The organism is Azospirillum sp. A23, from assembly GCF_042938965.1.
GTDB classification, from domain to species: domain Bacteria; phylum Pseudomonadota; class Alphaproteobacteria; order Azospirillales; family Azospirillaceae; genus Azospirillum; species Azospirillum melinis.
The window spans coordinates 225,682-246,750 of record NZ_CP170668.1; the positions used below are offsets into that span (position 1 = coordinate 225,682).

Annotated in this window: 19 protein-coding genes; 10 read left to right on the plus strand and 9 right to left on the minus strand. The window is 67.8% G+C overall.

The genetic code is table 11. The features are described from left to right. Nucleotides 1-1,284 (minus strand): alpha-glucosidase/alpha-galactosidase, encoded by a 1,284-nt coding sequence (locus ABNQ40_RS31475; RefSeq protein ID WP_109049448.1) that lies wholly within the window; start codon nucleotides 1,282-1,284, stop codon nucleotides 1-3. 208 nt (nucleotides 1,285-1,492) lie between these two features. Between ABNQ40_RS31475 and ABNQ40_RS31480 the strand changes: the two genes are divergently transcribed. The 3 genes from ABNQ40_RS31480 (at nucleotide 1,493) to ABNQ40_RS31490 (ending at nucleotide 5,620) form a co-directional block, all read left to right on the plus strand. Beyond that, the gene (locus ABNQ40_RS31480; RefSeq protein WP_109049449.1) at nucleotides 1,493-2,857 is read left to right on the plus strand and encodes a GH1 family beta-glucosidase; all 1,365 of its coding nucleotides are present in this window, start codon (nucleotides 1,493-1,495) and stop codon (nucleotides 2,855-2,857) included. A gap of 99 nt (nucleotides 2,858-2,956) precedes the next feature. Continuing rightward, complete coding sequence (locus ABNQ40_RS31485; protein WP_247879735.1) at nucleotides 2,957-4,795, plus strand: ABC transporter ATP-binding protein/permease; 1,839 nt, start codon at nucleotides 2,957-2,959, stop codon at nucleotides 4,793-4,795. Nucleotides 4,796-4,912: 117 nt separating this feature from the next. After that, nucleotides 4,913-5,620 (plus strand): Crp/Fnr family transcriptional regulator, encoded by a 708-nt coding sequence (locus ABNQ40_RS31490; protein WP_246307139.1) that lies wholly within the window; start codon nucleotides 4,913-4,915, stop codon nucleotides 5,618-5,620. Nucleotides 5,621-5,760: 140 nt separating this feature from the next. Here the strand turns inward: ABNQ40_RS31490 and ABNQ40_RS31495 are convergent, their stop codons facing one another. From ABNQ40_RS31495 to ABNQ40_RS31510, 4 genes are all read right to left on the minus strand, one after another. Next, nucleotides 5,761-6,849: a TrkA family potassium uptake protein gene (locus ABNQ40_RS31495; protein ID WP_109049452.1), complete on the minus strand. Its 1,089-nt coding sequence runs from the start codon at nucleotides 6,847-6,849 to the stop codon at nucleotides 5,761-5,763. A 185-nt stretch (nucleotides 6,850-7,034) separates the two neighbouring features. Then, nucleotides 7,035-8,441: an alginate export family protein gene (locus ABNQ40_RS31500; protein ID WP_109049453.1), complete on the minus strand. Its 1,407-nt coding sequence runs from the start codon at nucleotides 8,439-8,441 to the stop codon at nucleotides 7,035-7,037. A gap of 159 nt (nucleotides 8,442-8,600) precedes the next feature. Further along, nucleotides 8,601-9,467, minus strand: a complete 867-nt coding sequence (locus ABNQ40_RS31505) for a 3-hydroxybutyryl-CoA dehydrogenase (protein WP_199235306.1) — start codon at nucleotides 9,465-9,467, stop codon at nucleotides 8,601-8,603. A gap of 55 nt (nucleotides 9,468-9,522) precedes the next feature. Then, nucleotides 9,523-9,786 (minus strand): hypothetical protein, encoded by a 264-nt coding sequence (locus ABNQ40_RS31510; protein ID WP_146255480.1) that lies wholly within the window; start codon nucleotides 9,784-9,786, stop codon nucleotides 9,523-9,525. A 12-nt stretch (nucleotides 9,787-9,798) separates the two neighbouring features. Between ABNQ40_RS31510 and ABNQ40_RS31515 the strand changes: the two genes are divergently transcribed. The 3 genes from ABNQ40_RS31515 to ABNQ40_RS31525 are packed head-to-tail and all read left to right on the plus strand — an operon-like array spanning nucleotide 9,799 to nucleotide 12,545. Then, complete coding sequence (locus tag ABNQ40_RS31515; RefSeq protein WP_247879736.1) at nucleotides 9,799-10,821, plus strand: ABC transporter substrate-binding protein; 1,023 nt, start codon at nucleotides 9,799-9,801, stop codon at nucleotides 10,819-10,821. Nucleotides 10,822-10,849: 28 nt separating this feature from the next. After that, entirely contained in the window at nucleotides 10,850-11,683 is an 834-nt protein-coding gene (locus ABNQ40_RS31520) for an ABC transporter permease (RefSeq protein ID WP_109049454.1), read from the plus strand. 25 nt (nucleotides 11,684-11,708) lie between these two features. Then, a complete protein-coding gene (locus ABNQ40_RS31525; protein WP_247879737.1) occupies nucleotides 11,709-12,545 on the plus strand; it encodes an ABC transporter ATP-binding protein in 837 nt (278 codons plus the stop codon). 56 nt (nucleotides 12,546-12,601) lie between these two features. Here the strand turns inward: ABNQ40_RS31525 and ABNQ40_RS31530 are convergent, their stop codons facing one another. Then, the gene (locus tag ABNQ40_RS31530; protein ID WP_109049455.1) at nucleotides 12,602-13,516 is read right to left on the minus strand and encodes a LysR family transcriptional regulator; all 915 of its coding nucleotides are present in this window, start codon (nucleotides 13,514-13,516) and stop codon (nucleotides 12,602-12,604) included. A 202-nt stretch (nucleotides 13,517-13,718) separates the two neighbouring features. Between ABNQ40_RS31530 and ABNQ40_RS31535 the strand changes: the two genes are divergently transcribed. Together ABNQ40_RS31535 and ABNQ40_RS31540 are read left to right on the plus strand one after the other, a co-directional pair. Continuing rightward, complete coding sequence (locus ABNQ40_RS31535) at nucleotides 13,719-14,180, plus strand: (2Fe-2S)-binding protein (protein ID WP_109049456.1); 462 nt, start codon at nucleotides 13,719-13,721, stop codon at nucleotides 14,178-14,180. 3 nt (nucleotides 14,181-14,183) lie between these two features. Then, nucleotides 14,184-16,439 carry a xanthine dehydrogenase family protein molybdopterin-binding subunit gene (locus ABNQ40_RS31540; RefSeq protein ID WP_199235307.1) on the plus strand — a complete coding sequence of 752 codons (2,256 nt, stop codon included), beginning with the start codon at nucleotides 14,184-14,186 and terminating at the stop codon, nucleotides 16,437-16,439. Here ABNQ40_RS31540 and ABNQ40_RS31545 read toward each other — a convergent pair. From ABNQ40_RS31545 to ABNQ40_RS31555, 3 genes are all read right to left on the minus strand, one after another. Then, nucleotides 16,436-16,909 carry a hypothetical protein gene (locus ABNQ40_RS31545; RefSeq protein WP_109049457.1) on the minus strand — a complete coding sequence of 158 codons (474 nt, stop codon included), beginning with the start codon at nucleotides 16,907-16,909 and terminating at the stop codon, nucleotides 16,436-16,438. The two genes, ABNQ40_RS31540 and ABNQ40_RS31545, sit on opposite strands and share 4 nt — an antisense overlap. A gap of 173 nt (nucleotides 16,910-17,082) precedes the next feature. Further along, nucleotides 17,083-17,655, minus strand: coding sequence for a mismatch-specific DNA-glycosylase (locus ABNQ40_RS31550; protein WP_109049458.1), 573 nt, complete (start codon nucleotides 17,653-17,655; stop codon nucleotides 17,083-17,085). Between the two features lie 53 nt (nucleotides 17,656-17,708). Then, nucleotides 17,709-19,400, minus strand: a complete 1,692-nt coding sequence (locus ABNQ40_RS31555; protein ID WP_109049459.1) for an FAD-dependent oxidoreductase — start codon at nucleotides 19,398-19,400, stop codon at nucleotides 17,709-17,711. A 295-nt stretch (nucleotides 19,401-19,695) separates the two neighbouring features. Here ABNQ40_RS31555 and ABNQ40_RS31560 point away from each other — a divergent pair, with 295 nt between their 5' ends. Together ABNQ40_RS31560 and ABNQ40_RS31565 are read left to right on the plus strand one after the other, a co-directional pair. After that, on the plus strand, nucleotides 19,696-20,691 hold the full coding sequence (locus tag ABNQ40_RS31560; protein WP_109049460.1) for a DUF4142 domain-containing protein: 996 nt from the start codon (nucleotides 19,696-19,698) through the stop codon (nucleotides 20,689-20,691). A gap of 127 nt (nucleotides 20,692-20,818) precedes the next feature. Next, nucleotides 20,819-21,052 (plus strand): hypothetical protein, encoded by a 234-nt coding sequence (locus tag ABNQ40_RS31565; protein WP_109049461.1) that lies wholly within the window; start codon nucleotides 20,819-20,821, stop codon nucleotides 21,050-21,052. Nucleotides 21,053-21,069: the final 17 nt, after the last annotated feature.

A 21,069-nucleotide genomic window follows, 5' to 3' on the forward strand; every position in this document is an offset into this window, starting at 1 on the left:
TCACAGACACGCCCGGATGTAGGGCCGGTTCGCCTCCCACAACTCGTCCAGGATGGCGGTGGCGGCGGTGCTGGAATTGACGACGGGGTCGATCAGCAGGGCCTGGAGCGCCAGTTCCTTCGACCCGTGCAGCGCTGCTTCCACCGACAATTGCTGCACGTTGGCCTGGACCGACAGCAGCTTCAGGATGCCGTCGGGCAGCCGGCCAAGCGACACCGGATGGATGCCCGCGGCGTCGGCCACCAGCGGCACCTCGACCGCCAACTCGTCGGGCAGGCCGGGGATGACGCCGCGGTTGATGACGATGCCGCTTTCGATGAAGCGCTTCTGGTTGTGCAGCTGGCCGGCGATCACCGCCACCGCCCGCTCGCCCCAGGACGGCTTGGTCCAGTCGTCGGGGATCGGCCGGGTGCCGTCGATGACGCCGTCCATCAGGTCGCGCAGGATGACGCGGCCCTCTTCATCGTGCTTGAAGTCGAAACCGTGCTCCCCGGCTTCCCAGCCATAGGGCAGGAATTCGCCGGTGTGGTCGTCGCTGGGGGTGACCCACAGGCCGAAGGCGTGGAACAGGCGGCGCGCCAGCGGGGTGAAGGACGGGTCGTGCGTCGCCTCCCGCTCGCGCAGCAGGGGGTAGAGGTCGCGGCCCGTCGCCTTCTCACGGATTGCGGTCAGCCATTGGAAGTGGTTCAGCCCGGCGCCCCAGACATCGACCTCCTTTTCCGCCATCCCCAGGATCTGGCAGATGAACCAGCGCGCCAGGAAGATGCCGTGGCAGAGCCCCAGCGTCTGCACAGCGGTGCAGCGCGACAGACCCAGGACGATGCGGCTTTCCGGGTTCGACAGGTTGATGAACAGCGCATCGGGGCAGATCGCCTCCACGTCGCGGGCGATGTCGACGATCAGCGGCAGGGTGCGCAGGGTGAAGAACAGCCCGCCGGGCCCGCCATTCTCGCCAAGCGTGTGGCGGATCCCGTGCTTCCTCGGCACCTCGAAATCCAGCTTCCACAGCCGGTTGCGGTCGATGGCGACGGCGCACAAGACGAAACCGGCACCCTGGAGGGCGGCCATGCGGTCGGTGGTCTTCTCGATGGTGAGGCCCGCATTCCCCTGGCGGTTCAGCACCTCCGCCAGCGCCGCCATGCGGTCGAGAGCCTCCGGGTTGGTATCGACCAGCGTCAGGGTGCTGCCGGCCAGTTCGGTGGTGGAGAACAGATCCTGGAACAGGCTGAGCCCGAAAGCGGCGCTGCCGGCGCCGATGAAGACGATTTTGGTGGTATTGGGCATCTTGGTTTCCTCCGTAAACGGAGCGGCTGACCGCCGTCTTGTGGGATCAGGCTACGCCGTTCGGGCAGGTCCGCACAGGGTCTGCGTGCAACCGCCCCCGGCTGCGCCACCGCGTCGCGCCCTGACCGTCCGCATGCTTGCCCCATGGCGGAGCAGGCCCGGCTGGGGCATGCTTAGGAAAACGGACCGTCCCCGTGGGAGGATAAAGATGGACAGCTTCAGCCAGCCCGTGTCCCAGGCCGCCGACGCCAAGCCGCTGAGTTTCCCGCCGGATTTCCGCTGGGGTGCGTCGACCGCCGCCTATCAGATCGAAGGGGCGGTGACGGCCGACGGGCGCGGGACTTGCGTGTGGGACACATTCACCGCTGAAGGCCGCATCATGGACGGCAGCAGCGCCGCCGTCGCCTGCGACCATTATCACCGCTACCCGGAAGACATCGCGCTGATGAAGGCGGCGGGCTTCGACAGCTACCGCTTCTCCATCGCCTGGCCACGCATCCTGCCGACGGGAACCGGGGCGGTGGAGACGCGCGGCCTCGACTTCTACGACCGGCTGGTCGACAGCCTGCTGGAGGCCGGCATCACGCCCATGGCCTGCCTCTACCATTGGGACCTGCCGCAGCCGCTGGAGGATGCCGGCGGCTGGCAGGGGCGGGAGATCGTCGGCCCCTTCGCCGATTATGCCCGCATCGTCACCGCGCGGCTGGCCGACCGGGTCAAGAGCTGGATGATGCTGAACGAGCCGAACGTGGTCGCCATCTTCGGCTATGGCGTGGGCGAGCACGCCCCCGGCCACAGGCTGGGCGAACAGGGCATCCTGCGTGCCCTGCACCACCAGAATCTGGCGCAGGGCGCCGCCCTGCGCGCCATCGCGGCGGAGCGGTCCGGCCTGACCCTGGGCACCGTCCTCAACCTTCAGCCCAGCGTTCCCGACAGCGACCGGCCGGAGGATGTCGCCGCCGCCGCCCGCTGGGATGCGGTGTGGAACCGGGTGGCGCTGGACGGGCTGATGCGCGGGCAGATCCCGGCGCTGCTCGCCGACAAGATGGCGGAGTTCGTGCTGCCCGGCGACGAGGAGGCGATCCGCCATCCCATCGACCTGCTGGGCATCAACTACTACTCCCGCATGACGATGAAGCATGAGGAGGGGCGGCCCTTCGCTGTCGGCTGGGGCGAGGCCCAGTGCCGGCGCTGGACGGGCATGGCCTGGCCGGTGCAGCCGGAGGGGCTCTACGACCTGCTGAGCGAACTCCGCACCGATTACGGCAACCCCGCCGTCTTCATCGCGGAGAACGGCTGCGCCTATGACGACGTGGTGACGCCGGACGGCCAGATCCACGATGCCGAACGGGTTCTCTACTACCGCGAGCATCTGGAATCGGTGGCGCAGGCGCTGGCCGACGGCTGCAACGTCAAGGGCTATCTGTGCTGGAGCCTGCTGGACAATTTCGAATGGGCCTTCGGCCTGTCGAAGCGCTTCGGCATCGTGCGGGTCGATTACGACACGCTGGAACGCACGCCCAAGGACAGCTACCGCTTCCTCGCGGAGGTTGTGAGAACTGGACGGCTTTAACCCTTCTTTCGTCGCTGCCCCTGTACTTTCGGCCTGTCACGTCCTATTCGTTGGTTATACGGATGTTGAGGGATTGTGCGGAGGCCCGGAATGGGCGGGATGACCGAGGATACAGGCGGCGACACGGGCGCCGGCAAAGGCACCGGAGCGGGCATGGGCGGGGCTGACTCCGGCGGCAAGGCTCCCGGCTTCGCCCGCCGCTTCCTGAGCTTGGCGGGCGGCTATTGGCATGGACGCTCGCGGGTGACCGTGTGGGCGCTGACCGTGGCGCTGGTCGTGCTGACGGTTGGGCAGGTCTCGGTCCCCGTCCTGATCAACCTGTGGAGCGAGCGGCTGTTCGACGCGCTCGAACAGCGCTCCATGGACCGTTTCCTGACCATGATCGGTCTGGTCGGGCTGATCATTCTCTACAACATCGTCATCGTCGTCCTGCATCTGCGGGTGAAGCGCCGTCTCCAGATGGGCTGGCGCGACTGGCTGACCCGCAAGCTGCTGGAGGACTGGTTGCGCCGCGGCCGCCATCACCAGATCGCCTATATGCCGGGCGAGCACGACAACCCCGACGGCCGCATCGCCGAGGACATCCGCATCACCGCGGAGATGGCCATCGACCTCGGCCATTCGCTGACCTACTGCGCGCTGCTGCTGATCAGCTTCACCAACATCCTGTGGATGCTATCCGGCACCCTGTCGGTCACGCTGCTGGGGATGGAGCTGGCGGTGCCGGGCCATCTGCTGTTCGTGGCGCTGCTCTATGCCGCGGTCGGCACCACCATCGCCATGCTGATCGGCCAACCGCTGGTCAACGCGGTCAACCGGCGCCAGGGCTACGAGGCCGACTTCCGCTTCGCGCTGGCCCGCATCCGCGAGAACGGCCAGACCATCGCCCTGCTGCATGGCGAATCGGCGGAGCGCGGACACCTCGCCGGCTTGTTTGGCGGGGTGGTGCGGGGCTGGAACGGCCAGACCCGGGCGCTCAGCCACATGATGGTGTTCAGCGCCAGCTATTCCGTGCTCTCCACCGCCTTTCCGGTCCTCGTCGCCGCCCCGCGCTACATCGCCGGCACCATCACGCTCGGCGTGCTGATGCAGACGGCGCAGGCCTTCCAGCAGACGGTCGGCGCCCTGTCCTGGCCCATCGACAATTTGCCGCGCGTCGCCGAATGGCGGGCGTCGGTGGAGCGCGTGCTGAACCTGCACGACGCGCTGGTGCGGCTGGACCGCAATGTCTGCGAGGTGCCCGACGCCCACATCCAGCTGGCGCGCTCCGACGAGCACGACAGCCTGACCTTCCGTGGCGTCGCCATCGACGAGCCGAACGGCACGGCGGTCGTCCATCCCTTCGACCTGGAGGTGCGGCCGGGCGACCGCGTGCTGATCGGCGGCGACGCCACGGCGACCATCCGCCTGTTCCGCGCCGTGGCCGGCGTCTGGCCCTGGGGGCGCGGGCTGATCACCCTGCCGGCCCATACCCGCGTCTTCTTCATGCCCGAACGCCCCTATCTGCCCCATGCCAGCCTGCGCGCGGTGCTGGCCTATCCCGGTACGGCATCGTCGGTCGGCGACGACAAGGCGGCCGGCGCGCTGGTCAGCGTCGGGCTGCCCGACCTCGTCGGCCGGCTGGACAGCATCGACCATTGGGACGAGGTGCTGTCGGTGCCCGAGCGCCAGCGGTTGGGCTTCGCCCGGCTGCTGATCCGCCGCCCCGACTGGATCTTTCTGGAGGATGCGACCGACAGCCTCGATCCCCCGGCGGAGGAGGAGCTTCTGTCGCTGATGGAGCGCGAACTGCCGCACGCCACCCTGCTGACCATCGGCCATCACGCCGGGCTGGCCGCCCACCATGGCCGCAAGCTGGTGCTGGAGCGCACCAACGGCGCCGTCACGCTGCGGGAGGAGGCGCGGCCGATCCGGCCGGTGGAGGAAAGCGCGGCCTGACCGGCCGTCTCCCGGAACCTTGGAACCCGTCCGAAAAGCTGCCACACTGCGGGGCGGACACCGTTCGTACCCACAGCATCGCCGCCTCCCGAGAATCCCCCCCGCATTACCATGGACATGAGCGTGAAGAAGACCAGCGTCAACGCGGCATGGCGGGGGCTGGCGAACTGCCGGGGGTGCGGCATCCGGGACTCGGCGCTGTTCGCCGACCTGACGGAACCGGATTTCAACCTGATCCATCTGCCCATCGACGAGATGACAGTGGCGCCGGGGGCGGCGCTCTACCATGTCGGCGACGAGCCGGCGGCGCTCTACACCGTGCGCGGCGGGCTGGTGAAGCTGGTGCAGTATCTGCCCAACGGCGGCCAGCGCATCGTCCGGCTGCTGCGCACCGGCGACACCGCCGGGCTGGAGGCGGCGCTGGGCGAGCCCTACCGCCACACCGCCATCGCCATCCATCCGGTCCTGACCTGCCGCATCCCGCGCGCGGTGATCCAGCGCCTGTCGGAGGAGACGCAGCACCTGCACCAGCAGCTGATGCGCCGCTGGCATCAGGCGGTGGAGCGGGCCGACGCCTTTCTGGTCGAACTCGGCACCGGCAGTGCGCGGGCGCGGGTCGCCCGGCTGTTCCTGACCCTGGTGGACGACCGGGGCGAGTGCGACTTCTTCGGTCGGGAGGATGTCGGCGCCGTGCTGGGCATCACCACCGAGACTGCCAGCCGCGTCGTCGCCGAACTGAAGCGGCAGGGCCTGCTGGAGGAACTGCGGCCCAACCGCTTCCGCTGCGACGTGACCGCCCTGCGCGACTTGGCGGACGGGCCGTAGCCCAGGTCCGTCGCCCAGGTCCGTCGCATCCGAAGAGAGTGTTCTCGACGCAAAGCCCTTCTCCCCTTGCGGGGCGGGATCGGCCAAACGCCAATGTCGTTTTGCCGACGCGCGGGTTGGGATTCATTTGTGTGAATGCTTTAGCCCCCGGGGGGAGAGGGGATCTTTGCGTCGGTTGGCGGGCTGATGATCAGCAGGGTGTCCTGCGGCTGGATGACGTAGCGGTTGCGCTCGGTGAAGGGAATGTCGCGGCCGTGGCTGTGGACCTGCACCACCATGCCGGCGGTGACCTCCGCCATGGTCAGGCCGACCTCGTCCGGCTCCGCCCGGCGTTCGCTGAGCACCATCTGCCCGCCGGCCGACATCAGGTCGCACAGGAAGGGGGTCGCGTAGCGCGTCTCCACCGCATCGGCCATCAGGTAGCCGCCGATCTTGGGCGGCGACACCACCAGATCGGCGCCGCTGAGGTTGGCGAGCTTGATGTTCTCCTCCTGCTTGATGCTCGCCACGATCTTGGTGGCGGCGGACAGATGGCGCACGGTCAGGATCACCAGGATGGTGGTGTCGTCGCGCCCGGTGCTGACGATCACCGCCTTCGCCTTGCCGACACAGGCATTCTTCAGCGTCTCCTCGCTGGTGCCGTCGCCGAGCAGGCCGACGAAGCCGCAGTCGGCCGCCAGCTGGATGCGGTCCTCCGATTCGTCGATGACGACGATGCGGTCGGCGGGATGGCCTTTCGAGACGGTCTCCTGCGCGGCGATGAAGCCGCTGTGCCCGAAGCCGCACAGCACGATGTGGCCTTGCAGCTGCTTCTGAATGCGGCTCAACCGGAATTCCTCCACGATCCTCTGCACCACCAGCTCATAGGCGGTGCCGAGAAAGATGAACCAGATGAAGATGCGGATCGGCGTGACGGCGAAGGCGTCGATCAGCCGGGCGGTGTGGCTGACCGGTACGATGTCGCCATAACCGACGGTGGTCACCGTGATCATGGCGAAGTAGAGGATGTCGGGAAAGCTGATGTGGCCATCGATCTGGTCCTTCAGCCCGTCGCGGTCGAACCAGAACACCGCGATGACCAGGGCGATGAGGGCGGCAACGATCCCGACGCGCAGCAGCAGGGTCTTTTCCGCCGACAGTCCGGAGCGGACATGTAGAAGCCGCCCCTTGCGTAGGGACGGCTTGGTCCGGCGTCTGTCCTGAAGTCTCCGTTCCACCGCTTCCCGCATTCGCCGTTGGTCCGTACGGGGCCTGTCGAAAGCCCCGATTGTCTGAACGTATGAGACCGCCGTCCGGCTGCAAGGCTTGCGCTTTAGAGCGTGATCGGTTCAAGCGGAATCGCTTGAAGCGTGAATCACACGGAAACCCAAAAGCTTGGAATCAGTCTGGTGCTTCCTGAAGCACCAGACTGATTCTAGAATTTGAAGACCGCTTCCATCCCGGCGAAGTGGATGGTCTTGGCCGGGCCGCTGTCCTTCAGGAAGGAACCCGGCTGGAACAGCGAATAGGAGATCAGCCCCTCGAAGGATCGGCCGGAGCTGTAGGACAGCACCAGTTCGCCCTGCGTGCCGACATAGCGCGCCTTCGATCCCGCACCGGAGCGCAGCAGCCCGCCGGTCAGGTCGTAGACGCCGTCGTCCAGGCTTTCCCGCCAGAAGGCGATGACGGAGGCCGACAGGCTGAATGCGTCGGACAAAGCGAGGTCCAGCGACGGATGCAGGTTCATCAGGTTGAACGGGCCGATGGGCGTCAGTTCGCCAAAATACTTGGCGCGCGGGAACAGCGGGTTGAAGGTCTCCAGCCGGTCGTCGCGCGGGTTGCTGTCGCCGCTGGCGATGTTGGCCTTCAGGCCGAGCCGGGGTTGCAGCGGCAGGTCCGTGAAGCGATAGCCGCTGTCGGTGGCGAGCGACCATGCCCGGATCGACCCGCTGCCGAAACGGCCGAACTGGCCCATCGCTTCCCAGTTCCAGTCCCAGCCGCCGGCCTTGCCGAAGCTGCGCAGGCCGACGGTGTGACGCAGTTCGTTCGCCCTGCCGGCGTCGAAGCCGGCGTGGCGGTTGCGATAGCCGATGTAATAGGCGTCCAGACCGGCGCTGCCGCCCCAACCCAGATCAAGCGGACGGCTGGCGTAGAGCGCCCAGGCGGAGCGCCTGGCGTCGCGACCGTCGTCGAACAGCTCCGGCGTCGGCTGGACCGGACGGCCGAAGAAGGCATCGACCCGCCAGGGGCCGGCGGTGACGATCCCCTTCACCGCGTCGAAGGCGCGCGGGACGTTGGCGCCGTAGCGGATGGAGATCAGCCGTTCCGAACCGTAGGCCAGCATCTGGCGGCCGACGCGCAGCGTGCCCTGGGCATCGCCCAGCGGGACGTTCAGGTCGGCGAAGCCCTGCATCAGGTCGATGCGGTCGGCATCGGGCGGCGCCAGCGGGTCCAGCTTGCCCACCGCGTCGGCCATGATCAGCTGGCCGAACAGGCGCAGGCTCTCTCCCACACGCAGGTCGGCGTAGGGCAGGGTGCGCCACAGCCCATAGGCGTCGTTGCGCGGCTCGTCCTGGCCCCAGCCGCTGTTGCGGATCGCCTCGCCGCGCAGGCGCAACTCCAGCCCGGTGGAGAGCGAGGCGAAACCGTCGGGCGTGACCGGGATGGCCTTGAACCGCTCCCAATAGGCGCCGGACCGCGCCTCGGGCGACAGGAGGTAGCGGTAATCCTCGTCATAGCGGGTGTTGGTCAGGGGCGGCGGTGGATTTGTCGATTGGGCCGCATAGGCCGGACCGATCCACAGCAAAAGGGCGACCGCCGCCGCGCGAAGGCGGGCCGTCATGGGGCATCTCCGTGATGGCGCTGGACTGCACCGATCCTATGGGGATGCCCGGCCGGGTGATTGTTCCATCCGAACCGCTTTTGACGGTTCTGCGCACCGGCTTCCCGGCTTGGCCGGATTTGGCAGGGAGGGCGCTTGGGCCCTCCCTTGCCGCAGCAGTTACTTGCTGTAGTCGTAGAAGCCGCGGCCGGTCTTGCGGCCGAGGTAGCCGGCGTCGACCATTTCCTTCAGCAGCGGGGCCGGGCGGTACTTCGGATCGTTGAAGCCTTCGTAGAAGACCTCCATCACCGACAGCATGGTGTCCAGACCGATCAGGTCGGCCAGCGCCAACGGGCCGATCGGGTGGTTGCAGCCTGCCTTCATGCCGGCGTCGATGTCCTCGGCCGTGGCGATGCCTTCCTGAAGCGCGAAGATCGCCTCGTTGATCATCGGGCAGAGGATGCGGTTGACGGCGAAGCCGGGGCTGTTCTTGGCGGTGATCGGCGACTTGCCGACGCGCTTGGCGAAGGCCATCGCCTTGGCATGGGTGTCGTCGCTGGTCTGGATGCCGCGGATGATCTCCAAGAGCGCCATCAGCGGCACCGGGTTGAAGAAGTGCAGGCCGATGAAGCGGTCCGGACGGTCGGTGGCCGTCGCCAGCTTGGTGATGGAGATCGACGAGGTGTTGGTGGCGACCAGCGCTTCCGGCTTCAGCGTGGCGCAGAGATCCTTCAGGATCTTGACCTTGAGGTCTTCGTTCTCGGTCGCGGCCTCGATCACCAGATCGCAAGCTGCCAGCTTCGACTTGTCGGTGGTGGCGGTGATGCGCGCGACGGCGGCCTCGCGGTCGGCGGCGGTCATCTTCTCCTTCTTGACCAGACGGTCCAGGCTGCCGCCGACGGTCGACAGGCCGCGCTGCACCGCCTCTTCGGAGATGTCGGTCATGACCACCGTCAGGCCGGCGACGGCACAGACCTGGGCGATGCCGTTGCCCATCTGTCCGGCGCCGATGACGCCGATCGTTTCGATCCCCATGCTCTCGGCCATGTTTCTTGTCCCTAATCGGTTGAGCGCGTGCGTTGGTTCGCAGATGCAGCATCTTCTACACGCTTTTTCGTTGCGCTGCGATGACTTGTCGTAAGGGGCAACGGCGGCTTTCGCCCGGCGCGGCGACCTGCCGCAGGGCCGGGTGTCGGCGGAATTCCGCCTGTCCGTGCAACGACATCGGCGGCTTTCCGCCGATACGGGCCATGGCGCCGACGGCCGGCTCCAGGCTTTTCAACTGTTTGCGCGGCGAACTGACAATGGCACGCCCCTTGCTCTCGTCCAGGCCAACCGCGGCGACGGGTCGCGGATCAAGCCCCATGGGAGAGACACGATGCTCCGGAAGACTCTGCTCGCCGCCACCGCCTTCGCTGCCGCGGCACTCGCCGCCCAGGGCGCCTCGGCCGCCGATCTGGTCCGACTCGGCAACCTGAAATTCGCCCATTACGGCGCGGTGTCCTACATGAAGGAGATCGCCGGCAAGTACGACCTGAAGATCGAGGAGCGGGTCTTCCCCAAGGGCATCGACATCCTGCCGGCCATCGTCGCCGGCGAGATCGACGTGGCCGCCAGCGCGGTGGACGCGGCCATCGCCGGCCGTGCGTCGGGCGTGCCGATCTATGCGGTGGCCGGCTTCGCCAAGGGCGGGGCGCGCATCGTCGCCAAGCCGGATGCCGGCATCAGGAGCGTCGCCGACCTGAAGGGCAAGAAGGTCGCCACCCCGCGCGGCGGCGCGCAGGAGCTGATCCTGCTGGCCGAGCTGGCGAAGCATGGCTTGAGCTGGTCGGACCGTTCCGGCAAGGACGTGCAGATCGTCTACATGGCCTACGCCGACATGAACCAGGCCCTGCTGGCCGGCAGCATCGACGCCATGTCGCAGTCCGAACCGCAGTCGAGCCAGGCCATCAACAAGGGCTTCGGCGTCGAGGTGGTGAAGCCCTACGACACCGAACTGGGTGAGCCGGTGCGGTCGCTGGTCATCACCGAGGACTTCTACAGGAAGAAGCCCGACGTCGCCCAGCGTCTGGTCAACTGCTTCGTCGAGGCGACGGCGACCTTCATCGCCAACCCCGATCTGGCCGAGAAGTATGTCCGCGAACAGATGTTCAAGGGCCAGATCTCCAGCCAGGATTTCCGGGATGCGATCGGCAACTCGCCCTACAGCTACGACCTGTCGGTCCATCACGTCCAGGTCACGACCGACATGATGCAGAAGTTCGGCGTCGGCCGCATGGACAACCCGCCGAAGGCCGCCGACTGGGTGAAGCTGGATTTGCTGGAAAAGGCGAAGGCGACCAAGGCCGCCGCGAATGACGCCGGCACCGGCACCGGCACCGGCACCGTGAAGGCGAACTGAGCCCCACCCAGCGGAAGGAGGACGTTCCATGTCCCAAGCCAATCCCCGTTTCTCGCCCGCGGCCCTGCTGCGCGGCTCCCTGGTGCCGGTCCTGGTGATCGCGCTGTGGCAGATACTGTCCACCTCCGGCCTGATCAACCCGGTGGTGCTGCCGTCGCCGGTGCAGGTGGTCGTGCGCTGGTGGGCCTATCTGCTGCCGACCGAAGCCTACGATCCGGCGCAGTCCAGCTGGATCCTGTGGGCGCTGTCGGGCGAGATGCTGTTCGACGCCTGGTCCAGCCTGTACCGCGTGGTGCTGGGCTTCGCCGTCGGCGCCGGGCTGGCGCTTCCGCTGGGGCTCGCCATGGGCGGCAACCCGCGCATCTACGCACTGTTCGACCCGCTGATGCAGGTGCTGCGGCCGATCCCGCCCATCGCCTACATCCCGCTGGCGATCCTGTGGTTCGGGCTGGGCAACGCGCCGGCGGTGTTCCTGATCGCCATCGGCGCCTTCTTCCCGGTGCTGATGAACACCATCGCCGGGGTCCGCCATGTCGACGGCATCTATCTGCGCGCCGCCCGCAACCTGGGCGCCGGCAAGATGACCATGTTCGTCCGCGTCATCCTGCCGGCCGCCACACCCTACATCCTGGCCGGCGCCCGCATCGGCATCGGCACCGCCTTCATCGTCGTCATCGTGTCGGAGATGATCGCCGTCAACTCCGGCCTCGGCTTCCGCATTTTGGAAGCGCGCGAGTTCATGTGGTCGGACAAGATCATCGCCGGGATGTTCACCATCGGCCTCCTGGGCCTCGCCATCGACATCGGCATGAACCGCCTGAACAACCACCTGCTGCGCTGGCACCGCGGGCTTGAGAATTGATGGGGAGGGGATGGAGATGACGCCCATGCTGAAGACCGTTGCCGACACCATGCCCGTCTCCGACGCGGCGCCTGTGCAGATCCAGGTGCGCGGGGTGGAGAAGACCTTCGCCGTCGGCGCGCAGAAGATCGTCGCCTTGCAGAACATCGACCTCGACATCCGCAAGGGCGAGTTCGTCTGCCTGCTGGGACCGTCGGGCTGCGGCAAGTCCACCCTGCTGAACGCGGTGGCCGGGTTCCAGCCGCCGACCAAGGGGACCGTCACCGTCGATGGCCGCATCATCACCGAACCCGGTCCCGACCGCGGCATGGTGTTCCAGGAATATGCCCTGTTCCCCTGGATGACGGTGGCGCAGAACGTCGCCTTCGGCCTGGAGATCAAGGGGATGTCCAAGGCGGAGATCGCGGAGCGGGTGGAGTGGCTGCTGCAGAAGCTGCACTTGCAGGACTTCCGCAACCGCTTTCCGAAGGATCTGTCGGGCGGCATGCGCCAGCGCGTCGCCATCGCCCGCGTGCTGGCGCTCGACAGCCCGATCCTGCTGATGGACGAGCCGTTCGGCGCGCTCGACGCCCTGACCCGCCGCACGCTTCAGGACGAGCTGCTGCGCATCTGGGAGGAGGTCGGCAAGACCATCCTGTTCGTCACCCACTCCATCGAGGAGAGCATCTATCTGGCCGACCGCATCATCGTGATGACCTACCGGCCGGGCACCATCAAGCGCGACGTCGTCGTCGACATGCCGCGCCCGCGCGACGGCTCCGCCCCCGAGTTCAACCGCCTGAAGCGCGAGCTGTCGCAGATGGTGATGGAGGAGCAGCAGCGCTTCAGCCAGGACGAAATCCGCTCCGTCACAGCGGATTGAGCGAAGACGGTTTGAGCGGACAGGAAGGGGCGCCCCGATAGGGACGCCCTTTTTCTTTACAGCTTGGCCGCTTCTTCGCTCATGCGCTGGCGCAGCCAGCCATGCGAAGGGGAGCCGCTGTTGCGGCGGTGCCAGATCATCGACATCTCGTAGTCGCCGATGTCGAAGGGCAGCGGGCTGGTGGCGAGGCCGAGCGCGTCGGCGTACAGACGGGCCAGCCGGGCGGGCAGCGAGGTCAGCATCGGCACCTGCATCAGGATCATCGGGATCGCCAGGAACTGGGTGGTCGAGGCGGCGACCCGCCGGCTGGTGCCGAGTGCCGCCAGCTCTTCGTCGATGAAGCTGGTCATCCCGCCGCGCAGCGACGGCATCAGGTGCGGATAGCGGGTGTAGTCCTCCAGTCCGATCGGCGGGGTAACCGGCACGAGTTTCGGATTGTACAGACAGGCATGGGTTTCCCGGTACAGCACCTGCCCGTCGTGCCAGCGCCGCAGGTCCGGCAGATAGCCGATGGCGAGATCGAGGGTGCCGTCGTCCAGCGCGTTCAGCATGGCGTCGGGGTCGAGGTTGAGCAGCGACACCGACACGCGCAGATTGCCTTCCGCCGCATCGCGCAGGATGCCGGTCAGCAGGACCGCCTGCATGGAATCGGTGGTGGAGATGGTGAAGGTCCGCTCCTCCCGCTGGGGATCGAAATCCTCCTCCGCCGACAGGGCGCGGGCGGCGCCGACCAGCAGGTCGCGCAGGGGTTCGGCCAGACGCTGGGCGCGCGGCGTCGGTTCCATCCGGTTGCCGGTGCGCACGAACAGCGGGTCGCCCACCAGCGTGCGCAGCCGGCCCAGCGCGTGGCTGACCGCCGACTGGCTGACGCCCAGCGCCTCGGCCGCGCGGGATACGTTGCGGGTTTCCAGCAGTGCGTCGAACACCTTGATCAGGTTGAGGTCGAGCGCCGGGTTATGAATTGCTTTCATGACGATATGAACCAAAGCGTTCTAGTTCATTGTGCACTGGACGGTGTATTCTGTCTAGCCAGCGCTGATCCAACAGCCATCAATCAAAAAAAACCATATTCCGTAGCCAACGCCCACAACCGGGCAGCGGACCTGTCGTCGTCCTCCCTCAAATCGTCAGGGCAGGCCGGCGGTTCCGTTCAGGGAGAAAGAGGCAAGAGCCATGGTTCGCATCAACGTCAACGGCGAGGAGCGTCAGGTCGACGTTCCCGAGGACATGCCGCTCCTGTGGGTTCTGCGGGACGAGCTGAACATGACCGGCACCAAGTTCGGCTGCGGCATCGCCCAGTGCGGCGCCTGCACCGTCCATGTCGACGGCACGCCGACCCGCGCCTGCCAGACCCCGGTCGGCATGCTGACGCCGGACAGCAAGGTCACGACCATCGAAGGCGTGAAGGGCAAGGCCGCCCAGGCCGTCCAGGCGGCGTGGCAGAAGCTGGACGTCGTCCAGTGCGGTTATTGCCAGTCGGGCCAGATCATGAGCGCCGTAGCACTCCTGACCGACAACCAGAACCCGACCGACCAGGACATCGACGCGGCGATGGACGGCAATGTCTGCCGCTGCGCCACCTATGTCCGCATCCGCGCGGCGATCAAGGATGCCGCCCAGACGATGAGGGCCTGATCCATGCTGCATCATCTGATCCGTCAGGCCGCCCAGCATGGGTTCCCGGACTCCGGTTTCGCTCCCGGCCCGCTGCGCGCCCCGTCGCGCCGCGGCTTCCTGAAGGCCATCGGCGCCGGTGCCGGCGTGCTGGTGGTCGGCGCGCATCTGCCGATGCCGGCGCTGGCCGCCGAAGCGGCGCCCAAGATCGTCGGTCCGGCCGACCCGCGTCCGCATGCCTTCATCATCGTAGCGCCGGACAACACGGTCACCGTTCTCGCCAAGCATCTGGACAAGGGCCAGGGCATCGTCACCGGCATCGCCACCATCGCGGCCGAGGAGCTTGACGCCGATTGGGCCCAGGTTCGCGGTGCCTTCGCTCCGGCCGATGCCAAGCTGTACGCCAATCATTTCTTCGGCATCCAGGGCACCGGCGGCTCCACCGCCGTCGCCAACAGCTGGGACGAGCTGCGCATGGCCGGCGCCGCCGCCCGCGCCATGCTGGTCGCCGCGGCATCCGCCCGCTGGAAGGTTCCGGCCGGCGAGGTGACGGTGTCGAAGGGCGTGGTCCGCCATCCCGCCAGCAACCGCAGCGCCACTTTCGGCGAACTGGCGGAGGAGGCGGCGAAGCTGCCGGTGCCGCAGCAGGTCAAGCTGAAGGAGCAGAAGGACTATGTGCTGATCGGCAAGCCGGACCTGCACCGGCTGGATCACATCAGCAAGACCAACGGCACCGCCATCTTCTCGATGGACATCCGCCGCCCCGGTCAGGTGACGGCTGTGCTGGCCCGCAGCCCGCGCTTCGGCGGCACGGTGAAGAGCGTCGACGATGCCGCCGCCCGCAAGGTGCCGGGCGTCATCGACGTGATCAGCCTGCCGGTCGGCGTCGCGGTGATCGCCAAAAACACCTGGGCCGCCATGAAGGGCCGCGAGGCGCTGACGGTCGCCTGGGACGACGCCAAGGCCGAGACCCGCGGCACCGACGCCATGCTGGCCGACTACCGCAAGGCGGCGGAGAAGCCGGGCTCGGTCGCGGCGAACAAGGGCGATGCCGACAAGGCTATCGCCGACGCCAAGGCCAAGGGCGGCCATGCGGTGGACGGCGAATTCGTCTTCCCCTATCTCGCCCATGCGCCGATGGAGCCGCTGAACGCCGTGGTGGCGCTGAACCCGGAGGGTGGCTGCACCATCTGGGCCGGATCGCAGTTCCAGACGGTCGAGCAGATGACCGCCGCCCACATCCTGGGCTGCAAGCCGGAGCAGGTGAAGATCGAGACCCAGTGGGCCGGCGGCAGCTTCGGCCGGCGCGCCACCACCAACGCCGACTACATCGCCGAGGCGGTGATGATCGCCAAGGCCTATCCCAAGGCCCCGGTGCATCTGGTCTGGACGCGCGAGGACGACATCAAGGGCGGCCGTTACCGCCCGCTGTTCCTGCACAGGATCACCGCGGCGGTCGACGCCAAGGGTGCGCTCGTCGGCTGGAAGCAGCGCATCGTCGGCCAGAGCTTCATGGCCGGCACGCCGTTCGAGGCGGTGATGGTCAAGGACGGCGTCGACGCGACGATGGTCGAGGGCGCCTCGGACATGGCCTATCCGGTGGCGAACCTCGCGGTCGACGCCCACACCGTCGCCTCGCCGGTCACCACCCTGTGGTGGCGGTCGGTCGGGCACACCCACACGGCTTATGCCAAGGAGGTGATGATCGACCGCCTCGCCAAGGCGGCAGGCAAGGATCCGGTGGCCTTCCGCATGGAGATGCTGAAGGACCATCCGCGTCTGGCCGGCGTGCTGAAGCTGGCGGCCGAGAAGGCCGGCTGGGGCCAGCCTTTGGCGCAGGGCAAGGGCCGCGGCGTCGCCGTGCATGAAAGCTTCAACACCTATGTCGCCCATGTCGCCGACGTGACGGTCGATGCCAAGGGTCAGATCAAGGTGGACCGGATCGTCGTCGCCGTCGATTGCGGCGAGGTCGTCAACCCGGACATCGTCAAGGCCCAGATGGAGGGCGGTGCCGGCTGGGGCATCGGCCATGCGCTGCGCGGCGAGATCACCATGACCGACGGCGTGGTGGATCAGGCCAACTTCGACAGCTATCTGCCGTTGCGGATGTCCGACATGCCGGTGGTCGAGGTCCACATCGTGCCGTCGCACGAGCGGCCGACCGGCGCCGGCGAGCCGGGCGTCCCGACCGTGGCCCCGGCGGTGGCGAACGCCGTCTTCTCGGTGACCGGACAGCCGTTGCAGACGCTGCCCTTCAGCCGGGGCGGCATCGTCAGCTAAGGCGACGCTTTGTCCGAGACCGCGACGATCCCGGCCGTCCGCGCGGCGGCTGGGATCGTTGCAGGCGGGATCGTCTCGTCTGGGATCGTCGTGGATCGGTGGGAAGGCCAACCATGGTCGACCAGCAGCTTCACCGCAGGATCCAGCTGCACAGGGCTGGCGGGGGCGGGAGTCTCCGCCGGCCCTTTTTTGTGGGGCGCATCGAAATGCAGAAGCCGGGCGAGCTGCCGGGAATGGGCGTCCGTCAAGGGAGACGCGGGAAGCCGCGGTCCCCAAGGGTCTTTCGAGGGCTCCATCGCGGCGGTCGCCGGCGTCAATACCGTGAGATAGCAGGCCGCCCGCAGAACCCCGCCCAGCAGCAAAACGGCCAGCGCCAGGATTGCCCAATGGCGGCGGCGCAGCCGCAGGGCGATCCTGTCGGTCTGCGGTGACTGCTCTTCAACGGGACGGGTTCGGGCGGTCGTGGTCATGCGGGGCACAGCATCACCCAAGCCGGCATCGGCCCGCCCGGCCTTTCCCGGCGAAATGCCGGGGCAGGGGGAGTGCCCCCCGCGTCCCGCCCTGGCCGGCCGACATTCTCCGTCCGGACAACAATCCCTACCGCCTTCCCAGGAATTGCAGCGATCTCCGCCGCCGCCCAGGGTCAGGCAAGCCGGCGACGCCCGATTTCCGCCCGCACCTCGCGGAACCAGCGCAGCTTGTCCTCGAAGGGCAGGCGGGCGAGGCCGCTCGGCGACGGCACCACCACATCGGTGACGCCGTCGAACAGGCTGCGCTCCTGCACGCCCCAGGGCGCGTCGGGCAGGCCGGTCGCCGCCAGATAGACGCCCTTGCCGGTATAGGCCAGCACCCGCGGCCGGACGAAACCGACGATCCTCGCCAGCCGCGGCACGCCGCCGCGCAGTTCCGCCCGCGGCAGCTCGGCGGCGCTGGCGGTGGCGCGGGCGACGAGGTTGGTGGAGCCGAGGCCCATGGCCGGCAAGGTGACATCCTCCTCCGGCCGGTAGAGGCGCGGCGTCAGCCCGGCCTCATGCAGCAGGCGCCAGAACTGGTTGCCGCGCCCGGCATAGTGATGGCCGAGCGCGCCGGAGCGCAGGCCGGGATTGAAGCCGACGAACAGGCAGTCGAGCCCCGGCGCCACGATGTCCGGCAGCGGTCCGGCGGGGGACGGCAATCCCGGCGGGGACGGGGCCGGAACATCGTCGAACAGGTCCATGGCAATCGCATCCTCTCCGCAAGGGAGAGGAATATAGGATGCCGGCGGCCCGCTCAAAGCGAGGCGGCCACCGCGGGTGCGGGTGGACTGCCGCGTTCATCCTGCAACAGGGCCAGGACGCGGTCGGTCATGCGCAGGGCCAGCGCCACGATGGTCATGGTCGGGTGGTCGGCGCCCATGGTCGGGAAGACGGAGCTGCCGGCGATGTAGAGGTTGCCCACGCCATGGACGCGCCCATCGGGATCGACCACGCCGTGGCGCGGCGATTCATGCATGCGGGTGGTGCCCATATGGTGCCAGCACCAGCCGACATCGGCCATCGTCGCCTCGGCCGTGTTCTCCGCGTCCTCCACCGTGATCAGGCCGCGGCGCAGCAGGTCCTCGCGCAGCAGGCGCTGGGTTTCGGCGGCGCCCCAGCGGTCCTGGGCGGTCAGGCGCCAGTCCACCTTGGGCAGGTTGCGGCCGAACGGGTCGGTGGCGTGGTCCAGCGTCACCCGGCTTTCGGGGTTGGGCACCGGCTCCAGCACCGTTTCCAGGGTGAAGCGGCGGGGCAACCAGCCCGGATCGATGGTGCTGTCGAACAGCGCATGGGCCAGCTGCGGCATGCTGCGCAGGATGCGCGGGCCGGCGTTGCGCAGCAGGCTCGCCGCCTCGTCCTCCGATACGCCGAAGCGGCGGCAGCGGTGGCGCGACGGCAGGAGCCGCAGGTCGCGCATCGCCTTGAAGGCGTCCAGCGCTGCCGAATGGTAGGAGGCGACCAGATATGTGCGAGAGTTGGGCAGCGCGTGCCGTTCCTGGAAATCCTCGGTCGGCGACAGGGCCAACGCGATCGACGGGTGCGGCCGGCGCAGCCGCCGCCGGGCGAGGCACAGGCTGACGTCGTAGAGCGTGCGGTGATGCCCCTGCCGGGTCAGGCGGATCGGCGAGGTCTTGAAGCGCGGGTGATCGGCGAAGTAGCGGCCGACCAGATCGTTGCTGTTGCCCAGACCCGCCGCCTGCACTTTGTTGGACAGCAGCAGGATGCGCGCATTCTCGATGCCGCCGCAGCCCAGCACGAACAGCCGGGCGCCGACGGTGAAGCCGGGGCCGTCCAGGGTGCGGACCTGCACCCGCTCCACCGCACTGGCCGAATGGTTGGTGTCCAGCCCGGTGACGTTGGCGTTCAGGAAGGCGGTGATGTTGGCGGCCCGCCCGATCTCGGCGCGATAGGCCTCGCCCATGCGGATCGGCGGGCTGAGTTGGGCGACGCGGTTCTCGAAGGCGCTGGCGCTGCCGTCCTCGTTCTCCACCGGAATAAGCTCGGTCTTCGGCCCGCGGACCTGCTCCATCCAGTAGTCGTTGTCGTACTCGAAGGGGCCGAGGCCGAGCACGCTGTGCGAGCGCTCGTAATAGGGCATCATCGTGTCGCGCGGGATCGGCCAGCCGCTGCCGGGGATCCAGGGGCGCTCGGCGAAGTCCGTCCGCTCCAGCGGGCGGGAGAAGCCGCCCCAGCAATTGGTGCTGCCGCCCAGATAGCGGCTGCGCGCGGTGGTCAGCCGCTCATAGGGCAGACCGACGTTGCGGCCGGCGTACAGCGCCTGGGAAATGCCGTCGACCTCCAGTCCGCCGCCCTCCAGCAGGACGACGCTCAAGCTGCCGCCCGCCAGTTCGCGCGCGATGGTCAGGCCGGCGGCACCGCCACCGATCACGCACAGATCGCAGTCGATGTGCGTGCCGTTCAGGACATGGCGGGCGTCACGAAGCAAGCGGGCCTCCGTACTGGGGACATAAGCATACCGGGGTCATAAGCCCCCCTTCTTGCCCCGGACGCGTGGCCTAGACCGAGCACTCATTCGGATATACCCCCGGCGCGTCCCTCTTGTTCCAGAGGCTGCAAAAGCGCGGCACCCCGGACGAACCGGACAGCCCTCGACCGGGAGGGAACGACCGCCGCGCCCAACGGTTGAGAAGGTGAAGAGGGGTGCTTCGGTCCGGCCGCAGGTTTGGCCGCCCGGCACCGGAAACCTTGCATTTCACAATGCAATTCGAGGAGCCGCCACCATGAAACGCCACCATCTTCTCGCGACCGCCGCCATGCTTCTGTTCACGGCTCCCGCGCTGTCGCTGGCCCAGACGCCGGCACCGGCCAAGACCGTGACCGAGAAGGGCCAGTTGGCGCAGCAGGACATGACCTTCGCCGAAAAGGCGGCGATCAGCGACATGTTCGAAATCCAGGCGGGCAAGCTGGCGCAGGATCAGGCGAAGGAACAGGGCGTCAAGCAGTTCGGCAGCCATATGGTGGCCGACCATACCAAGACCTCCGACGCCATGAAGACCATGGCCCGGGAAAAGTCGATGACCCTGCCGACCAAGCTCGATTCCGAGCACCAGCAGAAGCTGGACAAGCTGCACGGCCTGAAGGGCGACCAGTTCGATTCCGCCTATCTCCAGGGCCAGATGGACGCCCACCAGACCGCCGTCACCCTGTTCCGCCAGCAGGCGGAGAATGGTAAGGACGCCGACCTGCGGCGCTTCGCCGAACAGAGTCTGCCGACGCTGGAGCAGCATCTGCGCCAGGTCCGCGACCTGCGCCCGAACGTCGCCTCTACCGCCGGCGGTGCCGCCCAGCAGAGCACCAGCTTCGAAAAGATGATGGGCAAGGATGTCTATGGCGAGAACGGCAAGAAGCTGGGCGACGTCGCCGACATCATCCTCGACGCCCAGACCGGCAAGGCCACCCAGGTGATCCTGAACCGCGGCGGCGTGCTGGGCATCGGCGCCAAGCATGTGGCGTTGGACTATAATTTGCTGCGTTCCGACAGCGACCGCCTCGTCGCCCGGCAGGTGACCGAGGATCAGGTCAAGCAGATGGCGGAGTTCAAGTACGACGACACCACCGTCTCGCTGGGCAAGCGCCATGGCACCAGCAGCGGCAGCAGCGCCGACCACAACGCCACCGGTCACAGCACGGGTGCGGCAGGCGGCGACGCGGCGCATGGCACCGCCAACAGCCTGGACAGCACCCAGCCGCGCACCCCGCAGCCGAACCAGCAGTGATTCTGAGCCGGTGATCCCGCGTGCTGATCCAAGCGCGGGTCCGATGGCGATTTCCTACACCCAGCCGCCCGCCGCCGGGAGTCCATTTCCCGGCGGTCCGGGGTGGCCAACCGATGGAGAACACGCGATGGCGAACGCCAGCAAGAAGCACATGAGCCCGAGCGGGCAGGGTAAGGGCACCGGCACCGGGGCCACCACCGACCTGCCGGCCGGCGCCATCGGCGACAACATGGTGCTGTCGAACCGCGACAAGTCCCGTCATTCCGACGCCCGCGGCCTGGACAGCAAGGCCGTGCAGACCGAACAGATGCAGGATCACGCCGCCAATCACAATCCGGACGACGACCGTCCGGAGGAATGACGGGCGGGACAGCGTGA

Bases quoted from the DNA above. Each gene is read 5' to 3' on its own strand.
- ABNQ40_RS31475 (WP_109049448.1), bottom strand. From the start codon at position 1,284: ATGCCCAATACCACCAAAATCGTCTTCATCGGCGCCGGCAGCGCCGCT.
- ABNQ40_RS31480 (WP_109049449.1), top strand. From the start codon at position 1,493: ATGGACAGCTTCAGCCAGCCCGTGTCCCAGGCCGCCGACGCCAAGCCG.
- ABNQ40_RS31485 (WP_247879735.1), top strand. From the start codon at position 2,957: ATGACCGAGGATACAGGCGGCGACACGGGCGCCGGCAAAGGCACCGGA.
- ABNQ40_RS31490 (WP_246307139.1), top strand. From the start codon at position 4,913: ATGAGCGTGAAGAAGACCAGCGTCAACGCGGCATGGCGGGGGCTGGCG.
- ABNQ40_RS31495 (WP_109049452.1), bottom strand. From the start codon at position 6,849: ATGCGGGAAGCGGTGGAACGGAGACTTCAGGACAGACGCCGGACCAAG.
- ABNQ40_RS31500 (WP_109049453.1), bottom strand. From the start codon at position 8,441: ATGACGGCCCGCCTTCGCGCGGCGGCGGTCGCCCTTTTGCTGTGGATC.
- ABNQ40_RS31505 (WP_199235306.1), bottom strand. From the start codon at position 9,467: ATGGCCGAGAGCATGGGGATCGAAACGATCGGCGTCATCGGCGCCGGA.
- ABNQ40_RS31510 (WP_146255480.1), bottom strand. From the start codon at position 9,786: ATGGGGCTTGATCCGCGACCCGTCGCCGCGGTTGGCCTGGACGAGAGC.
- ABNQ40_RS31515 (WP_247879736.1), top strand. From the start codon at position 9,799: ATGCTCCGGAAGACTCTGCTCGCCGCCACCGCCTTCGCTGCCGCGGCA.
- ABNQ40_RS31520 (WP_109049454.1), top strand. From the start codon at position 10,850: ATGTCCCAAGCCAATCCCCGTTTCTCGCCCGCGGCCCTGCTGCGCGGC.
- ABNQ40_RS31525 (WP_247879737.1), top strand. From the start codon at position 11,709: ATGCTGAAGACCGTTGCCGACACCATGCCCGTCTCCGACGCGGCGCCT.
- ABNQ40_RS31530 (WP_109049455.1), bottom strand. From the start codon at position 13,516: ATGAAAGCAATTCATAACCCGGCGCTCGACCTCAACCTGATCAAGGTG.
- ABNQ40_RS31535 (WP_109049456.1), top strand. From the start codon at position 13,719: ATGGTTCGCATCAACGTCAACGGCGAGGAGCGTCAGGTCGACGTTCCC.
- ABNQ40_RS31540 (WP_199235307.1), top strand. From the start codon at position 14,184: ATGCTGCATCATCTGATCCGTCAGGCCGCCCAGCATGGGTTCCCGGAC.
- ABNQ40_RS31545 (WP_109049457.1), bottom strand. From the start codon at position 16,909: ATGACCACGACCGCCCGAACCCGTCCCGTTGAAGAGCAGTCACCGCAG.
- ABNQ40_RS31550 (WP_109049458.1), bottom strand. From the start codon at position 17,655: ATGGACCTGTTCGACGATGTTCCGGCCCCGTCCCCGCCGGGATTGCCG.
- ABNQ40_RS31560 (WP_109049460.1), top strand. From the start codon at position 19,696: ATGAAACGCCACCATCTTCTCGCGACCGCCGCCATGCTTCTGTTCACG.
- ABNQ40_RS31565 (WP_109049461.1), top strand. From the start codon at position 20,819: ATGGCGAACGCCAGCAAGAAGCACATGAGCCCGAGCGGGCAGGGTAAG.